This window comes from Polaribacter sp. Hel1_33_96 (assembly GCF_002846595.1).
Lineage (GTDB): Bacteria > Bacteroidota > Bacteroidia > Flavobacteriales > Flavobacteriaceae > Polaribacter.
Map to the genome: position 1 here is coordinate 2,771,600 of NZ_PJMV01000001.1, position 15,997 is coordinate 2,787,596.

Sequence of the window (15,997 nt, forward strand, 5' to 3'; positions counted from 1 at the left end):
TTAATTGTTTTGAATAAATTTCTCTAAACCCTCTTTGTTCATTTGTACCACAGACCAATCCTTTAAATAGATAGCCCCTGTACTTTTGTAAAAATTAATTGCATTTACATTCCAATCAATTACTTCCCATGCAACTCTATTAAAATGATGTTGATGAGCATATTTTAAAACTGCTGTATATAAGGCTTTCCCAGCACCTATCTTTCGTTTGCTTTTAGTAACCATTAAATCTTCTAAATGAATTGTTTTTCCTTTCCAAGTTGAATACCGTTCATAAAATAAGGCAATACCTATAACTAAGCCACTTTCTATAGCAACAAAAAGTTTAAACTTTGGTTCTTTAGAAAAACCGTCTCTTAGTAAATCATCAACAGTAATTTCTACAGCATCTGGCTCTTTTTCAAAAACTGCTAGCTCAATAATTAAATCTAAAACAGCTTGTACATCTTTTTCTTGCCCTTCTCTTATAATAAAACTCATCTTATAAAAATTTTGTCAAAGATAGTCGTTTTGAAATCACGGTAAAATATCTCATGTTTTTGAACATTTATTTTTGATTTGTTAAAAATTAACTTTTTTTAAAAAAGAAAACCCATTTTTACGAAATCGATTTAGTAAAAAATCAGCATCTTTGTAAAATCAATTTATCTCAAAAAAAAATGACTAGACAAAAAGAAACTTTAGGAGAGTTTATTATTAAAAATCAATCTTCTTTTCAATTTAGTTCGGGAGAACTTTCTAGACTTATCAATTCTATAAGATTAGCTGCAAAAGTAGTAAATCACGAAGTTAATAAAGCTGGTTTAGTAGATATTCTTGGTACTGCTGGCGATACAAATATTCAAGGTGAAGACCAACAAAAGTTGGATGTATACGCCAATGAAAAATTCATTCAAACTCTAACAAAGAGAAATATTGTTTGTGGAATTGCAAGTGAAGAAGAAGACAGTTTTATAAGCATAAACAGTCAAGATGAAAAACATCAAAATAAATATGTTGTTTTAATTGATCCTTTAGATGGATCTTCAAATATTGATGTAAACGTTTCTGTAGGAACTATTTTTTCTATATACAGAAGAGTAACTCCTGTAGGAACACCGGTACAGCTAGAAGATTTTTTACAGAAAGGAAGTGAGCAAGTTGCTGCTGGGTATGTAGTTTATGGCACCTCTACTATGTTAGTTTACACCACTGGTCATGGAGTCAATGGTTTTACATTAAATCCAGCTATTGGTTCTTTTTATTTATCCCACCCAAACATGCAGTTTCCAGAAGATGGTAATATTTATTCTGTAAATGAAGGGAATTATTTAGACTTTCCCTTAGGGATAAAAAAATATATTAAATACTGTCAGGAGGAAGAAGGAGAAAGACCTTACACAAGTAGGTATATTGGTTCTTTGGTTTCTGATTTTCATAGAAATATGATTAAAGGTGGAATTTATATGTATCCGAAAGGATCTAGAAACCCTAATGGGAAACTCCGTTTATTATACGAATGCAATCCCATGGCTTTTATTGCAGAACAAGCCAATGGAAAATCTTCTGATGGCTATATAAGAACTATGGATGTTATCCCAACAGAATTACATCAAAGAGTTCCTTTTGTTTGCGGAAGCAAGAACATGGTTGAAAAAGTAGAAGAGTTTATGCGCGCCCATGGAGAATAAATAGTTGTGAAGTAAAACAAATCAACAATTAAATACAAAAAAATATTGGAACCTTTCTATAATAATCAACTTTAAAAGGATGATTTAGATTGGTTTTTTAACGCCTTTGTTTACTCTTTTTATATATCAAAATAAGCCATCTTTATATCACTATCAATTATCAAAACTAGATCTTCTTGTAAAACTATTTTTTAATGTTTAAATTTGTCAATAAAAATTAATTTAATCAATTTAAATATAAAAAAATTATGGCTTTTCAATTACCAGATTTAGGGTATGCTTATGATGCATTAGAACCACATATTGATGCTAGAACTATGGAAATACACCATACAAAACATCATAATGGATATACAACAAAATTAAATGGAGCAGTTGCAGGAACTGATTTAGAAGGAAAATCTATTGAAGATATTCTTGCGAATTTAGACATGAGCAATGGTGCTGTTAGAAATAATGGAGGTGGATTTTACAATCACTCTTTATTCTGGTCAGTTATGAACCCTGAAGGGAAAGGATACTTATCAGGAGAATTAAAAGGGGCTATTGAGGCTGCATTTGGCACTAAAGATGCTTTTATGGAAGCTTTCTCTAAAGCTGCAGCAACACAATTTGGTTCAGGTTGGGCTTGGTTATGTGTACTTCCAGGAGGAAAAGTAGAAGTTTGTTCAACACCAAATCAAGACAACCCATTAATGCCAGGTGTAACTTGTGGCGGAACCCCTATTTTAGGATTAGATGTTTGGGAGCACGCTTACTATTTAAACTATCAAAATAGAAGACCAGATTATATTGATGCTTTCTTTAAAGTAATTAATTGGAATGAAGTTGAAAAACGTTACGCAGAAGCAAAATAATTAGTATAATTAGTTTTAATATCTCACTCGAATGTAAAAAAGTGATTCTATTAAAATTCTAATATAAATAAAAAAGCATCCAATATTTTGGATGCTTTTTCATTTACTATTTAAAAGCTAGTAAGATCTTTTATCACTGCCTTCGTAAAAGTTTATGAACGCCTGGTTTACAACTCTATTACCTCCAGGTGTTGGATAATCTCCCGTAAAATACCAGTCTCCTAAATTATCAGGACATGCTTTATGCAAACCTTCAATAGATTGATAAATAACCTCAACATCTGCTTTAATATCTTCGGTTTTTAACATTTCGGCAATTTTGGCCGATATTTCTTCAGGGGTAAATGGGCTATATATATCCTTTACATGATTTACAATTTCTTCATCACTTTTAGACAGTTGTGCTTTACATTTTTCATAAACAGCTTCTACAATATCATATTTATTATGATCTTTCAATAACTCCAGAGCAGCTTTAAAAGCAATAAAGGCTTCAATTCTTGCCATATCAATTCCATAACAATCTGGATAGCGAATTTGTGGCGCAGAAGAAACAACCACTATTTTTTTAGGACTTAATCTGTCTAAAATTTTAATAATACTTTTCTTCAAAGTTGTTCCACGAACAATACTATCGTCAATAATAACAAGATTATCAGTAGGTTTTACAACACCATAAGTAATATCATAAACGTGTTCTACCAAATCATCTCTAGAATTATCATCAGCAATAAAAGTTCTTAATTTTGCGTCTTTAATCGCAATTTTTTCAAAACGTGCTCTTTCAGATAAAATTTCAGTTACTTTTTCTGCAGATAAATTTTTTCCCCCTGCTAATATTTTTGCGGTTTTTTGTTGATTCAATAAATCTTCAGCGGCTTCGGTCATTCCGTAAAAAGAAGTTTCTGCTGTATTTGGAATATAAGAAAAAACCGTATTAGAAATATCAGAATTTATTGATTTTAAAATCTTTGGAAACACATATTTTCCTAAATTTTTGCGTTCTTCATAGATTCCTGCATCACTTCCTCGTGAAAAATAAATACGCTCAAAAGAACAAGCTTTATTTTCTCTGGGCTCTAAGACTTTTTTGACAGAAACTTTACCACTTCTTTTTATAATTAATGCATGACCTCTTTCCAATTCTTGGACCTCTTCAATCTTAACATTAAACACCGTTTGTATAACTGGTCTTTCTGAAGCAACCACTACAACCTCTTCATCTTCATAAAAAAAAGTAGGCCTAATTCCATTAGGATCTCTTAATACAAAAGCATCTCCATGACCAACTAAACCAGCCATCGCATAACCACCATCCCAATTTTTAGAAGATCTTTTTAGTACTTTTTTTAGACTTAAATTCTCTTCTATATAAGGTGATGCGTTTCTCTTATTAAATCCTTTTTTCTTTGCTTGCTGATATAATTTAGACACTTCATCTTCTAAAAAATGTCCAATTTTCTCCATCACTGTAACGGTGTCAGTAAACTCTTTTGGGTGCTGACCTAAAGATACTAACTCTTCTAACATTTGTTTAGAATTCGTCATATTAAAGTTTCCAGCAACAATTAAATTTTGATGTTTCCAATTACTTTGACGTAAAAAAGGATGCACACTTTCTATAGAATTTTTACCAAAAGTACCATAACGTACATGTCCTAAAAATAAGTTTCCAACATATGGCATATTCTCTTCTTGCCATCTTACATCATCCTTTTTGTCAGGATTTTCCTCTAAAACACCGTTTAAACGACCGTTAATTTGAGCAAAAATATCTTGTATTGGTGTTGGCTTGTTTGAACGAACTCTACTAATGTATCTTGTACCTGGTTCCACATTAAATTTTACACTTGCAAAACCAGCTCCATCTTGTCCACGATTGTGCTGTTTCTCCATCAATAAATACATTTTATTAATTCCGTAAAAAGCGGAACCGTATTTATCTTTATAGAATTGTAATGGTTTTTTTAATCTAACCAGCGCAATTCCACATTCGTGTTTAATAGCATCACTCATTTAGTCGGTTATTTAGTTGTATTTTATGTATAAAAAAATCCGCATTTTTAAACGCGGATTCTTATTTATGATAATTCTATATCAAATTGTGTTAACTCTTTAAAGGCTTGCAAGCGCTCTTTCACTTCATCACTTGTCAACTCTTGCATACGTTCTGTGCCAAATTTCTCAACACAGAATGAAGCTAAATTAGAACCGTAAATAATGGCGTTCTTCATATTCTCAAAAGAAATATCTTCTGTTTTTGCTAAATATCCACAAAAGCCACCTGCAAAAGTATCACCTGCCCCTGTAGGGTCAAAAACCTCTGCTAAAGGCAATGCTGGCGCATAAAACATACTGCCTTCATTAAATAACAAAGCACCGTGTTCTCCTTTTTTAATAACCACATATTTTGGCCCCATTTCATGAATTTTCTTTGCAGCATTTACCAGAGAATATTCTCCAGAAAGCTGACGAGCTTCTTCATCATTAATGGTAATTACATCTACTCTTTTTAAAACAGTATGCAAATCCGCGAGGGCAATATCCATCCAAAAATTCATTGTATCTAAAACAATCAATTTTGGTTGCTCGGTCATTTGATCTAAAACTCCTGCTTGCACCAGGGGGTGTAAATTACCCAACATTAAAATACCTGCATCTTTAAAATTCTCTGGCACAACAGGTTCAAAATTTTCTAAAACATTTAATTCCGTAATTAATGTATCTCTAGAGTTCATATCGTTATGATATTTACCACTCCAAAAAAATGTTTTACCTTCTTTGATGATTTCAATACCGTCTGTATTGATTCCTTTGTTATTCATCATTTTTAAATATGATGCTGGAAAATCTCCACCAACAACGGAAACAACTCCTGTTTCTACACCAAATTGACTTGCTGCTAAACCCACAAAAGTTCCAGAACCTCCAAGAATTTTATCGGTTTTACCAAAAGGAGTTTCAATTGCATCAAATGCTACAGTACCTACTGCTAATAATTTACTCATGTGCTTATCTCAACTTCCCAAAGGGAAGGAATTTAATACGTTAATTAATATGTATTGATACTAACTAACAAAATTAATAATCTATTTACTTTCTATGTATCAAGCATTTTTAATGCTTTTTTATCGTATTTTTGCCTTTTACAAAAGGCATCTTAGATTCCACAAAAATAAGTTTAAAAAATGACTATCAAAGAAATACAAGAAGAAATTATTGATGAGTTTTCTATGTTTGATGATTGGATGGAACGCTATGAATATATTATAGATCTTGGTAAATCTTTACCTATAATCGACGCTCAATATAAATTAGATGAAAATTTAATTAATGGCTGTCAATCTAAAGTGTGGTTGTATTCTGAGCTAGAAAATGATACTATAAAGTACACCGCTGATAGTGATGCAATACTTACAAAAGGAATTGTAGCCTTGTTATTACGTGTTTACTCAGGCCAAAAACCTGCAGATATTCTAACTGCTGAAACTAATTTTATTGATCAAATTGGATTGAAAGAACACCTTTCTCCGACAAGAGCAAATGGCTTAGTTTCTATGGTAAAACAAATAAAAATGTATGCAATTGCGCAACAAACAAAATTGCATAATTAAGATTTAAATAAAATGACAGATAAAGAATTAGAGGAAGTTGGTGATAAAATAATAAAAGTTGTAAAAACTATTTATGACCCCGAGATTCCGGTAGATATTTACGAACTGGGGTTAATTTATGATGTTTTTGTCTCAGAAGAAAACAATGCAAAGATATTAATGACGTTAACATCACCGAATTGTCCTGTTGCAGAATCATTGCCTCGAGAGGTTGAAGATAAAGTGAAAACTTTAAAAGAGATTAACAACTGTGAAGTTGAAATTACATTTGACCCTACGTGGACACAAGAAATGATGAGTGAAGAAGCTAAGCTAGAGTTAGGAATGCTTTAAAAGCTTTGGATAAAAAAACGTTGAAACGACTATAAAAAATGCCAGAAGAAATCTTAAATAGAGTTGCGAATAGTAAACTCAAAACATTTGATCTTGAAGAAATTTATCCAGAAGGAAAAAGAACTCTTTTTGATATTAAAGATTGGTTGTTTCAAGAAATCATTTTAAAAGAAAAAGATTTTAGAGAAGCAATTAGTAATCATGATTGGTCTCAGTATAAAAATTCTTTTGTAGCTGTTACTTGCTCTGTAGATGCGATTATTCCCTCTTGGGCTTTTATGTTGGTCTCATCAGAATTAACGCCTTTTGCAAACAAAGTTGTAATCGGTAATTTAGAATTGTTAGAAACTGTAATTTATCAAGAGTTAATAAGCTTTTTAGATTTTAAAGATTTTGCAGACAAACCCGTTATTATAAAAGGTTGTGCAGATAAACCAATACCAAATTCTGCTTTTGCTTTTTTAATAGCAAAACTACAACCAATAGCAAAATCTATTCTTTTTGGTGAAGCTTGTTCTACAGTCCCTCTTTATAAATCCAAAAAATAATTTTAACTTTTAAGAGATATTGTTATTTTTACTTTTCCAAAAAATACACTTGAAGAAAATTACAATCCTTTTATTTCTCTTATTTTCTGTTAATCTTTCCGCACAAAAAAAGGATACGCTTCCTATTCCTAAATGGAAAATTCAAGGGAGATTTGCATTCATTTTTAATCAATCTTCATTTTCTAATTGGGCATCTGGTGGTCAAAATACAATAGCTGGGAACTTTAACATCAACTACGATTTTAATTACAAAAAAGGAAATGTAAACTGGGATAGTCGAATTATGAGCGGTTATGGTATCAATCATATTAGCGAAAAAGGGTTTCGCAAAACAGATGATCGTTTTGAATTTAACACCTTATATGGTTTTAAAACCTCAAAATATTGGTTTTTTTCTTTTATTGGTAACTTTAAAACACAATACACGAAAGGTTTTGATTACAAAAAAGATCCTAAAATTTTAGTTTCGGAATTTTTATCACCTGCTTATTTAACTTTTGGACCAGGGATGTTATGGAAGAAATCTGATGATTTAAGCCTAAATATTGCGCCTGCAACAACTAGATATACCTTGGTAAATGATTTCTTTTCTGGTCAGTTTGGTGTCGAAGAAGGCAGAAATACGGCATTTAGTTTGGGGTTTAACTTATCTGGTTATTATAAAACAACTTTGATGGAAAATGTTGAAATGGAAAACATTTTAACTATGTATTCAGATTATTTAGCAAATATTGGGAATGTTGATCTTGATTATCAAACCAACATCCGTTTTAAAATAAATAAGCATATTAAAATGCATATGACTTTTCATACAATTATTGATGATAACGCTTCAAGCAGAATTCAATTTAGACAATTATTTGGTTTGGGCGTGAATTATCGATTTCATGAAAAAGTAACTTTTTGATGCCATTATTTTTACACAAAAAAAAAAATCGTATTTTTATGTTTAGAAAATGAAAAAAAATGAAAAAATTATCTATCTTATTACTGGTGTTCTTTATTAGCTTTTCAACCAAAGCTCAAACAGCTGAAGAATTAAAAAAAGAGTTAGCTTCTAAAAAAGACTCTATCTCAAAACTACAAACTAAAGCAAAAGCAATTCAAGGTAAAATAAATGCTCTTCCAGGTTGGAGAAAAGGTGCTTTTGGAACTATTGGTGCGAGCTTATCTGGCTTTAATAATTGGTATGCCAGAGCAGCTCCAAATACATCTGCCGGTAATATAGGTATTACTGTAAATGGGTATGCAAACTTAATTGAAGATAAATTTTTCTGGAGAAACTCTGGAGCTGTAAACCTTGGTTGGGTAAAAATAGACAACAGAGACGATGATACAGATAGCGATGCTTTTGAAACTGCATCAGATGTTTTTACAATTTCATCTTTATATGGTAGAAGAATCAATACAAAATGGGCGCTTTCAGCTCTAGGTGAATACCGAACTACTTTATTAGACAACTTTAATGATCCTGGTTATTTAGATATTGGTGCTGGTTTAACTTGGACACCAACTACCCATTTAGTTGTAGTAATGCATCCAGGAAACTACAATTTTGTTTTTAGTAGTGGAGATACGGTTTTTAACTCTTCTTTAGGAGCAAAAGTTGTTGCAGATTATACCAATAAATATGGTGGTTTAAGTGTAAAATCTAATTTATCGATGTTTCAAAGCTATAAAGATGGAGATTTATCTAACTGGACATTTACCAACTCTTTTGGTTACACAATTTGGAAAGGTATTGGTTTAGGTTTTGAGTTTGGTTTGCGTAATAATAGACAAGAAGCTGCAAATTTTCAAAAAGTTGATTTAGCAGATGCAGATAACAAATTACAATCGTATTGGTTATTTGGATTAAGTTATTCTCTCTAGAAGCTAAAAATATTATGTAAAAAACCTCAAGAAATTCTTGAGGTTTTTATTTTCTTGAATTTTAAGGTTAAATTGGTATTTCCTACTTTTGTATTCTAAATTTATGTAATGACATTATTAATAATTTACGCAACAGTTTCTATTTTCTTTTCTTTCTTATGCTCAATTCTAGAAGCTGTTTTACTAAGCATAACTCCAACTTTTATAAATCTTAAAAAAAGTGAAGGTTTTGAGTTTGCTAATGAATTAGAAACATTAAAAAAAGATGTAGATAAGCCTTTAATTGCCATTCTAACAATTAATACGATTGCACATACAGTAGGAGCAATCTTAGTAGGTGTTCAAGCAAAAGTTGCCTATATAGAAGTCTATGGAACTAAAGTAAGAACCATTTTTGGAATTCAAATAACTGAAGATGTAATGGTGGGTATTGTCTCAACAATTATGACTATTTTGATATTAGTAGCTTCAGAGATTATTCCAAAGACAATAGGTGCAACCTATTGGAAACAGTTGTCAAAATTCACATCTAAGGCCTTAAAAGTGATGATTTTTCCGCTTAAATACACAGGAATTTTATGGATACTACAATTAACAACAAAATTGATTGGCGGAAAAGGTCATGGTAGTATTTTAAGTAGAGAAGGTTTTTTGGTGATGACAGATATGGCTGAAAAGGATGGTGTTTTTCAAAAAAATGAAAGTAAGGTTATTAGAAATTTATTGGGTTTTAAAGAGATAAAGGTAAATGATGTAATGACACCAAGAACGGTTTTAGAAATAGCTGACGAAAGCCAAACTATCGAATCTTTTTATCGAGAACACAAAAATTTACGTTTTTCTAGAATTCCTGTTTTTAAAGAAAACCATGATGAAATAACTGGATATTTTTTAAAAGGAAGTTTATTAGAATCTATAATTAATGGTAAGGGTGCAGAAAAATTAGCTACAATAAAAAGGAATATTTTAATTACTAACAGAGAACAATCGATTCCTGATTTATTCGATAAACTTATTAAAGAAAAAGAACATATTGCCTTGGTTGTTGATGAATATGGTTCTGTTAGCGGAATTGTTTCTCAAGAAGATGTCATTGAAACCTTGCTTGGATTAGAAATTATGGATGAAACTGACTCTGTTGCAGATTTACAATCTTATGCAAGAAAATCGTGGAAAGATAGAGCCAAAAGAATGGGAATTATTGAAAATAAAAAGGACGAATAAACATACTCCAATTTTCTAATGAAGCTAGACCTTGAATTCTGTATTGTAAAAAAACATAATGAGTTTTTTAATTACTTAATATTATTCTTAAAGGTATTACTCTTCCACTTTATATTCATGATATAAAAAATCATTATAAGGGAAGCGTTGAATATGAATTTTCTTTACCTCCTGGTAGGTTTTCTCTTTAAAATTCTCTAGATTATCTTTATTTAATGCAGAAATAAAAATCGATTCTATTTCTAAATCATTCATCCATGTTTTTTCCCAATCCTCTAAAGTGTAGTGCTCTTTTCCTTTCTCTGTTACGATATCATCTTCCTCAATTGTTTCATGTGCAAACGCATCAATCTTATTGAATACCATTAAAGTTGGTTTGTCTCCACATTTTATATCATCTAAAATGGTGTTTACCGAAGCAATATGGTCTTCAAAATTTGGATGAGAAATATCAACCACATGCAACAACAAATCCGCTTCACGCACTTCGTCTAAAGTAGATTTAAAAGACTCAACTAATTGTGTTGGCAATTTTCTAATAAAACCAACTGTATCTGTCAATAAAAAAGGAATGTTTTTAATCACCACTTTTCTAACCGTAGTATCTAAAGTTGCAAACAATTTGTTCTCAGCAAAAACATCACTTTTACTAATTACGTTCATTAAAGTAGATTTTCCAACATTAGTGTAACCTACTAGAGCAACACGTACCATTTTTCCACGATTTTTACGCTGAACAGCCATTTGTTTATCAATGGTCAGTAATTTCTTTTTTAGTATTGTAATTTTATCACGAATTATACGTCTATCTGTTTCAATTTCAGTTTCTCCAGGTCCACGCATCCCAATACCACCTTTTTGTTTATCAAGGTGCGTCCAAAGTCTTGTTAAACGCGGCAATAAATATTGACATTGCGCCAATTCTACTTGTGTTTTTGCAGAACTGGTTTGTGCCCTTTGCGCAAAAATATCTAAGATTAAATTAGTTCGATCTAAGATTTTACAATCTAAAACTTTTTCTATATTTCTTATTTGGGCTGGCGATAATTCGTCATCAAAAATTGCAGTTCCAATACCATTAGACTCAATATAATCTCTTACCTCCTCTAATTTACCAACTCCTAAAAAAGTTTTAGGGTTTGGTTTTTCCATTTTTTGAACAAAACGTTTTATAGTAACACCGCCAGCAGTTAATGTTAAAAATTCTAACTCATCTAAATACTCTTGAGATTGAGATTCATCTTGCTGCTGCGTAATTACCCCTATTAAAACGGCTTTCTCAGAAATGGCTTCTTTTTGATCTATCATACATTGCAAAAGTACAAACAAATCTTGTTTTATAAACAGAAAAAACTTCAATAGAAATTGAGGTCTTAACTAATTAATTCAAATTTTACTATCTATTGTATTATACTTTCTCTTTTTAATAGTGATTTTCCCACTCCGCCTTTACACTTGACAAAAGTAGTTTTCTAAAAATAAATTTAGCAAGTCTTAATGTTAATAAAACATGTATTTAAGGTTATGAAATTACTATAACTTTCAACTCTTTTTAATACCAAATCACATTTATGATTCCGTCAATAGCTTCAATAAAAGAAAAAAAATAACAATTATTGCGTTTTATACGCTAGAAAATTTATTTGATATTGATGATAATTTTGCCTCCAAAAGAAGAATCAATCTTTTTCTTGATTTTTAAAAGCTTTCATCAACTTTTCATCATTTAAAATATATTTCTTGTATTTACCATCTCTATATCTGTAATAAATAAAAAGTGGCATTAACAAAAAAGAAAAGTAAAAAACACCTAAACCCATTACAACTTGTGCTTTTTGATGCTCTATGTTTATCAGATAAAACCCAATTGTCATCCATACTAAAAAGATAACAAACATTATTTTTAACGCTAATTTCATCTTGTAAATTTACAAAAGTTAAATTTTTAGAGAATAAAGAAAAGCATTCTTTTACTAATAATTATATTTGACTTAAAAACAGCTAAAAATATATGAACCCATGAATCAAAAAATTGTCATTGCACACAGAGGTGCTTGTGGGTATTTACCAGAACATACCTTAGAAGCAAAAGTTATGGCACACGCAATGAACGCAGATTTTATTGAGCAAGATTTAGTGTTGAGCAAAGATGATATTCCTATGGTTATTCATGATATTTATTTGGATGACATAAGCGATGTTGTCACAAAATTTCCAACTAGAAAAAGAAAAGACAATCGTTTTTATGTCATCGATTTTAACTTTGATGAGTTAAAAACTTTGTGTGTTACTGAACGTATTGACACAAAAACGGGAGAGCAAGTTTATAAAAATCGTTTTCCAAAAGGAAAAGGAAATTTTAAACTCAATTCTTTGCAAGAAGAAATAGAATTAATTCAAGGGCTAAATAAATCAACAGGAAAGAACATTGGAATTTACCCTGAAATTAAAAAACCTAGTTTTCATCAAAAGGAAGGTAAAGACTTACCCAAAATTGTTCTAAAAGTACTATCACATTATGGCTATAATAGCAAATTAGACCATTGTATCTTACAATGTTTCGATGCTAATGCGTTAGAGAAAATTAGAAAAGAATTGAAGTCTGAATTATTTTTAGTTCAGTTAATAGAATTACCTGAACAAACAAAACAACTGAAACATTTTGCAACGTATGCAGATGGAATTGGACCTTGGTACAAACAAATTTTATCAGAAAAAATTAATGGGAAATTCACCTTTACTTCTTTAGTTTCTGATGCTCATAAATTGGGATTAAAAGTCCACCCATATACATTTAGAGCAGATACTTTAAGTGAATTTTCTAACTTTGAAGAAATGATGCAAACGCTTTTAATCGATGCAAATATTGATGGTGCTTTTACAGACTTCCCTGATTTGGTAGTTGCTTTTTTAAAAAAAAATAAACATGAATAAAATTATTTATAAACTATCTCATTTTAATAACGAACTAAAAGTTTTTAAAGCTGATAACAAAGAAATAATCTATAGCTCTTTTTGGTTTATGGAATTTGGAAAAACTTGTGCCGAAGTTCAAAATTCAGCAGAAGAATTGATTTATTTCATCACAAAAAAGTTTCAATTTTGGAAATGGAGAATGGTTTATCTGATTAAAGATAATAATGAAAAAGACTTAATATTAATCTCTCAAAATAAAAGAAATACTATTTATAAAATTGAAATTGATTCAACTATTTATGAAATTAAAATTCATTACAAAAAGAAGAAATCAGTTTATAAAAACAATAAAAAAATAGCTGAATTTGATGAATCTCTTTCTGATGAAAAATTTATACAATTGTTAGTTTCTGATGAGAAAGATATTAAAATGGTTTTTCTTTTATATACTAGTTTACTAATTGGTGAAACTGATCAAAAGGCAAAAACAGTTATGATAAGTCAAAAACAATTAGAAACTATTAAAGAGCCTTGGAATTAGTTTAAGTGTTTTTTATTCTACCAAAATTAAAGGCAAAAATTGAAGAAGTATTAGAAATAATAAAATTAATAATGAGATAGTGAGGGGTTTTTTTATTTTTTTATTTTTGTATTGAGCATCTTTACCCAACTTTGTATTCCAAAAAAATTCAGTTAAGATCACATATCCAATAAGATTAAAAATCAAAGTAGTAAAAAAAGATTTTGGGAGATAATGTAAAACTACGGCTGAAAGTAAAGTATATCCAATTCCAAAAACAAGTACCTGAAATCTAGCCTTGTAATTATTTACAGCCTTTAAATTAGACATTAAAAGTACAGCTCCAAAAAGAGTACTAAAGAAAATGGTAAAACCTTGTATTGCTTTTTTTGAATACAAAATTGGTAATTCAAGTTCTTCAATAGAACTTTCTTTATTTTCATTAAATTTTTCAAAAATTTGAACATCTTGGTTTTGCGAAGTTTCTTCTAATTTAATTTCACCTTTCTTAATTAGTCTTCTATTTTCAAGTTCCCAAATTACTGCTTGTAATGCTTCTTGCGTATAGTTCTTTTTTTCTTGAATAATCTGCTCTAATTCTGTATTAGATTTTTTACTCATTTTTTGGGTAAAACTATTTGTTCTCATTTTTAATATTTATTGTAATTAAGCAGTTACTTCTATTAATTTATTTCTATACGCAGTAAGTAATTTCGATTTTGAAATAAAACCAACATACTTTTCATTTTCTACTACAGGTAAATTCCAAGCACCACTTTCTTTAAATTTTTTCATTACATCTTCAACAGCATCATCATGAAAAATAATGGCAGGAGCCAATTTCATGAAATCTGAAACGTAGGTCTTGTGATACTGAGATTGATCAAACATCATAGGCCTAATATCATCTAATAACACAATTCCTAAAAAATGTTTCTTTTCATCTAAAACAGGAAAAATATTTCTTTTTGATTTTGCAACCGAATTTTTAAGCATTTCACCAAGCGTCATTTCCCGTGTAATTGATTTAAAATTCCGCTCAATAAGGTTATCAATCCTCATCAACATTATTACGTTTTTATCTTTATTATGCGTAATTAATTGCCCTTTCTTTGCCAATTCTACCGTGTAAATTGAGTTGGATACAAAATATTTTGTAAAAGCAAAAGAGATGGCTGAAACCAACATTAATGGAACAAATAACTCGTACCCACCTGTTATTTCTGCAATCAAGAAAATAGCAGTTAATGGCGCATGGAGCACACCGGCCATTAAACCTGTCATCCCAATTAAAGTAAAATTAGATTCAGACACAAAAAAACCAAGGTGATTAATCACTTTTGCAATAGCATTTCCTAAAGCACTTCCCATAAAAAGTGTCGGAATAAAGATTCCTCCAACCCCACCGGCAGCAAAAGTAGTTGTCATTGCAATTGCTTTAAAAATGGCAATTAATAGCAACATTAAAACAACGACATATACATTTTCTAAATCTAGATTATAAGGAATGTCTTTAAGCGCTACTGCTGTATTTCCTTTTAATAAATTATTAATTAACCCATATCCCTCACCATATAAAGGCGGAATTAAATACAGCATAATTCCGATTGCAATTCCACCAATTAACAATCTTTTAAACGGACTATTAAACTGTTCAAAAAAGTTGATTATTTTAAAATACATTTTAGAAAAATAGACAGATGCAATTCCTGTTAAAAAAGCTAAGGCAGCATAAAAAGGAATATCTTTTACTTCAAAAACATCTACCAATTTAAATCTAAATAGCACATCGGTTCCTACAAAAAAATAGGTCGTAATGACTGCGGAAACTGATGCCAACAACAAAGGAACCAAAGATGCAAAAGCCAAGTCTAAACTAAAAATTTCTACCGCAAAAATAATGGCTGCAATTGGCGCTTGAAACATAGAAGACATTGCCCCAGCTGTTGCACAACCGATTAATAACATTCTTGTTTTAGAGTTCATATGAAACAATTGTGCAACATTAGAACCCAAAGCGGCTCCAGAACTTACAGCAGGTCCTTGAAGCCCTGCAGAACCACCAAAACCAACCGTAATTGGCGCTGTAATTAAAGACGCAAATATTTGATACCTCTTTATAATTCCGTTTCTTCTAGAAATAGCATGCAAAGTGGTCGAAATTCCATGACCAATATTTCTTTTTACTATAAATTTCTTAATCCCAAAAACTAAAAATAAACCTATAATCGGGAAAATAAAATAAAATGCATAATGATATTCCTTAATTAAATTACCTTGCAAACCCTCTTCTATTAAGAAGGTTAAATCTTTTAAAATAAAAGTTCCTATACCTGCCAAGAAACCTACTAATACACTTAAAATATAAATAAATTGTCGCTCAGAAATATATCTATATCTCCAAATTAGAATTTTTCTATATATTTTTTTTGTTGTTGGCATT

General features: G+C 30.3%; 17 protein-coding genes. 10 read left to right on the forward strand and 7 right to left on the reverse strand.

Translation table 11 applies throughout. The features are described from left to right. A complete protein-coding gene (locus tag ATE90_RS11850; RefSeq protein WP_036784184.1) occupies positions 1–480 on the reverse strand; it encodes a GNAT family N-acetyltransferase in 480 nt (159 codons plus the stop codon). Positions 481–659: 179 nt separating this feature from the next. Between ATE90_RS11850 and fbp the strand changes: the two genes are divergently transcribed. Together fbp and ATE90_RS11860 are read left to right on the forward strand one after the other, a co-directional pair. Continuing rightward, positions 660–1,670 carry a class 1 fructose-bisphosphatase gene (gene fbp, locus ATE90_RS11855; RefSeq protein ID WP_036784187.1) on the forward strand — a complete coding sequence of 337 codons (1,011 nt, stop codon included), beginning with the start codon at positions 660–662 and terminating at the stop codon, positions 1,668–1,670. 248 nt (positions 1,671–1,918) lie between these two features. Then, positions 1,919–2,527, forward strand: a complete 609-nt coding sequence (locus ATE90_RS11860) for a superoxide dismutase (protein WP_036784190.1) — start codon at positions 1,919–1,921, stop codon at positions 2,525–2,527. A gap of 117 nt (positions 2,528–2,644) precedes the next feature. On the opposite strand, the gene ATE90_RS11865 is transcribed toward ATE90_RS11860, so the two are convergent. Then, positions 2,645–4,543 carry a hypothetical protein gene (locus ATE90_RS11865; protein ID WP_036784193.1) on the reverse strand — a complete coding sequence of 633 codons (1,899 nt, stop codon included), beginning with the start codon at positions 4,541–4,543 and terminating at the stop codon, positions 2,645–2,647. Positions 4,544–4,608: 65 nt separating this feature from the next. Further along, positions 4,609–5,535 carry a PfkB family carbohydrate kinase gene (locus tag ATE90_RS11870; protein ID WP_036784195.1) on the reverse strand — a complete coding sequence of 309 codons (927 nt, stop codon included), beginning with the start codon at positions 5,533–5,535 and terminating at the stop codon, positions 4,609–4,611. A gap of 180 nt (positions 5,536–5,715) precedes the next feature. Between ATE90_RS11870 and ATE90_RS11875 the strand changes: the two genes are divergently transcribed. The 6 genes from ATE90_RS11875 to ATE90_RS11900 all read left to right on the forward strand — a co-directional run bounded on the left by ATE90_RS11875 (position 5,716) and on the right by ATE90_RS11900 (position 10,118). Further along, entirely contained in the window at positions 5,716–6,141 is a 426-nt protein-coding gene (locus ATE90_RS11875) for a SufE family protein (protein WP_036784197.1), read from the forward strand. Positions 6,142–6,153: 12 nt separating this feature from the next. Then, positions 6,154–6,474: a DUF59 domain-containing protein gene (locus ATE90_RS11880; RefSeq protein ID WP_036784199.1), complete on the forward strand. Its 321-nt coding sequence runs from the start codon at positions 6,154–6,156 to the stop codon at positions 6,472–6,474. Between the two features lie 38 nt (positions 6,475–6,512). Next, a complete protein-coding gene (locus tag ATE90_RS11885) occupies positions 6,513–7,022 on the forward strand; it encodes a DUF2480 family protein (protein ID WP_036784201.1) in 510 nt (169 codons plus the stop codon). Between the two features lie 49 nt (positions 7,023–7,071). After that, positions 7,072–7,929 carry a DUF3078 domain-containing protein gene (locus ATE90_RS11890; protein ID WP_036784203.1) on the forward strand — a complete coding sequence of 286 codons (858 nt, stop codon included), beginning with the start codon at positions 7,072–7,074 and terminating at the stop codon, positions 7,927–7,929. A 59-nt stretch (positions 7,930–7,988) separates the two neighbouring features. Continuing rightward, entirely contained in the window at positions 7,989–8,894 is a 906-nt protein-coding gene (locus ATE90_RS11895) for a DUF3078 domain-containing protein (RefSeq protein WP_036784205.1), read from the forward strand. 108 nt (positions 8,895–9,002) lie between these two features. Beyond that, the gene (locus ATE90_RS11900) at positions 9,003–10,118 is read left to right on the forward strand and encodes a CNNM domain-containing protein (protein WP_036784207.1); all 1,116 of its coding nucleotides are present in this window, start codon (positions 9,003–9,005) and stop codon (positions 10,116–10,118) included. 96 nt (positions 10,119–10,214) lie between these two features. Here ATE90_RS11900 and hflX read toward each other — a convergent pair whose 3' ends face one another. Together hflX and ATE90_RS11910 are read right to left on the reverse strand one after the other, a co-directional pair. Then, the gene (gene hflX / locus ATE90_RS11905; RefSeq protein WP_036784208.1) at positions 10,215–11,426 is read right to left on the reverse strand and encodes a GTPase HflX; all 1,212 of its coding nucleotides are present in this window, start codon (positions 11,424–11,426) and stop codon (positions 10,215–10,217) included. A gap of 371 nt (positions 11,427–11,797) precedes the next feature. Further along, a complete protein-coding gene (locus ATE90_RS11910) occupies positions 11,798–12,037 on the reverse strand; it encodes a hypothetical protein (protein ID WP_036784210.1) in 240 nt (79 codons plus the stop codon). A gap of 100 nt (positions 12,038–12,137) precedes the next feature. On the opposite strand from ATE90_RS11910, the gene glpQ reads away from it, so the two are divergent. Beyond that, positions 12,138–13,052 carry a glycerophosphodiester phosphodiesterase gene (glpQ, locus tag ATE90_RS11915; protein WP_081958140.1) on the forward strand — a complete coding sequence of 305 codons (915 nt, stop codon included), beginning with the start codon at positions 12,138–12,140 and terminating at the stop codon, positions 13,050–13,052. Continuing rightward, entirely contained in the window at positions 13,045–13,575 is a 531-nt protein-coding gene (locus ATE90_RS11920; RefSeq protein WP_036784212.1) for a hypothetical protein, read from the forward strand. The genes glpQ and ATE90_RS11920 overlap by 8 nt, the downstream gene beginning before the upstream one ends. 12 nt (positions 13,576–13,587) lie before the next feature. On the opposite strand, the gene ATE90_RS11925 is transcribed toward ATE90_RS11920, so the two are convergent. Further along, on the reverse strand, positions 13,588–14,175 hold the full coding sequence (locus tag ATE90_RS11925) for a hypothetical protein (RefSeq protein WP_231960046.1): 588 nt from the start codon (positions 14,173–14,175) through the stop codon (positions 13,588–13,590). A gap of 45 nt (positions 14,176–14,220) precedes the next feature. Beyond that, positions 14,221–15,996, reverse strand: coding sequence for a chloride channel protein (locus ATE90_RS11930; RefSeq protein WP_036784217.1), 1,776 nt, complete (start codon positions 15,994–15,996; stop codon positions 14,221–14,223). Position 15,997: the final 1 nt, after the last annotated feature.

What these genes read in the sequence shown, in the direction of transcription:
- ATE90_RS11850 (WP_036784184.1), bottom strand. Translation starts at nt 480, where the DNA reads ATGAGTTTTATTATAAGAGAAGGGCAAGAAAAAGATGTACAAGCTGTT.
- fbp (WP_036784187.1), top strand. Translation starts at nt 660, where the DNA reads ATGACTAGACAAAAAGAAACTTTAGGAGAGTTTATTATTAAAAATCAA.
- ATE90_RS11860 (WP_036784190.1), top strand. Translation starts at nt 1,919, where the DNA reads ATGGCTTTTCAATTACCAGATTTAGGGTATGCTTATGATGCATTAGAA.
- ATE90_RS11865 (WP_036784193.1), bottom strand. Translation starts at nt 4,543, where the DNA reads ATGAGTGATGCTATTAAACACGAATGTGGAATTGCGCTGGTTAGATTA.
- ATE90_RS11870 (WP_036784195.1), bottom strand. Translation starts at nt 5,535, where the DNA reads ATGAGTAAATTATTAGCAGTAGGTACTGTAGCATTTGATGCAATTGAA.
- ATE90_RS11875 (WP_036784197.1), top strand. Translation starts at nt 5,716, where the DNA reads ATGACTATCAAAGAAATACAAGAAGAAATTATTGATGAGTTTTCTATG.
- ATE90_RS11880 (WP_036784199.1), top strand. Translation starts at nt 6,154, where the DNA reads ATGACAGATAAAGAATTAGAGGAAGTTGGTGATAAAATAATAAAAGTT.
- ATE90_RS11885 (WP_036784201.1), top strand. Translation starts at nt 6,513, where the DNA reads ATGCCAGAAGAAATCTTAAATAGAGTTGCGAATAGTAAACTCAAAACA.
- ATE90_RS11895 (WP_036784205.1), top strand. Translation starts at nt 7,989, where the DNA reads ATGAAAAAATTATCTATCTTATTACTGGTGTTCTTTATTAGCTTTTCA.
- ATE90_RS11900 (WP_036784207.1), top strand. Translation starts at nt 9,003, where the DNA reads ATGACATTATTAATAATTTACGCAACAGTTTCTATTTTCTTTTCTTTC.
- hflX (WP_036784208.1), bottom strand. Translation starts at nt 11,426, where the DNA reads ATGATAGATCAAAAAGAAGCCATTTCTGAGAAAGCCGTTTTAATAGGG.
- ATE90_RS11910 (WP_036784210.1), bottom strand. Translation starts at nt 12,037, where the DNA reads ATGAAATTAGCGTTAAAAATAATGTTTGTTATCTTTTTAGTATGGATG.
- glpQ (WP_081958140.1), top strand. Translation starts at nt 12,138, where the DNA reads ATGAATCAAAAAATTGTCATTGCACACAGAGGTGCTTGTGGGTATTTA.
- ATE90_RS11920 (WP_036784212.1), top strand. Translation starts at nt 13,045, where the DNA reads ATGAATAAAATTATTTATAAACTATCTCATTTTAATAACGAACTAAAA.
- ATE90_RS11925 (WP_231960046.1), bottom strand. Translation starts at nt 14,175, where the DNA reads ATGAGTAAAAAATCTAATACAGAATTAGAGCAGATTATTCAAGAAAAA.
- ATE90_RS11930 (WP_036784217.1), bottom strand. Translation starts at nt 15,996, where the DNA reads ATGCCAACAACAAAAAAAATATATAGAAAAATTCTAATTTGGAGATAT.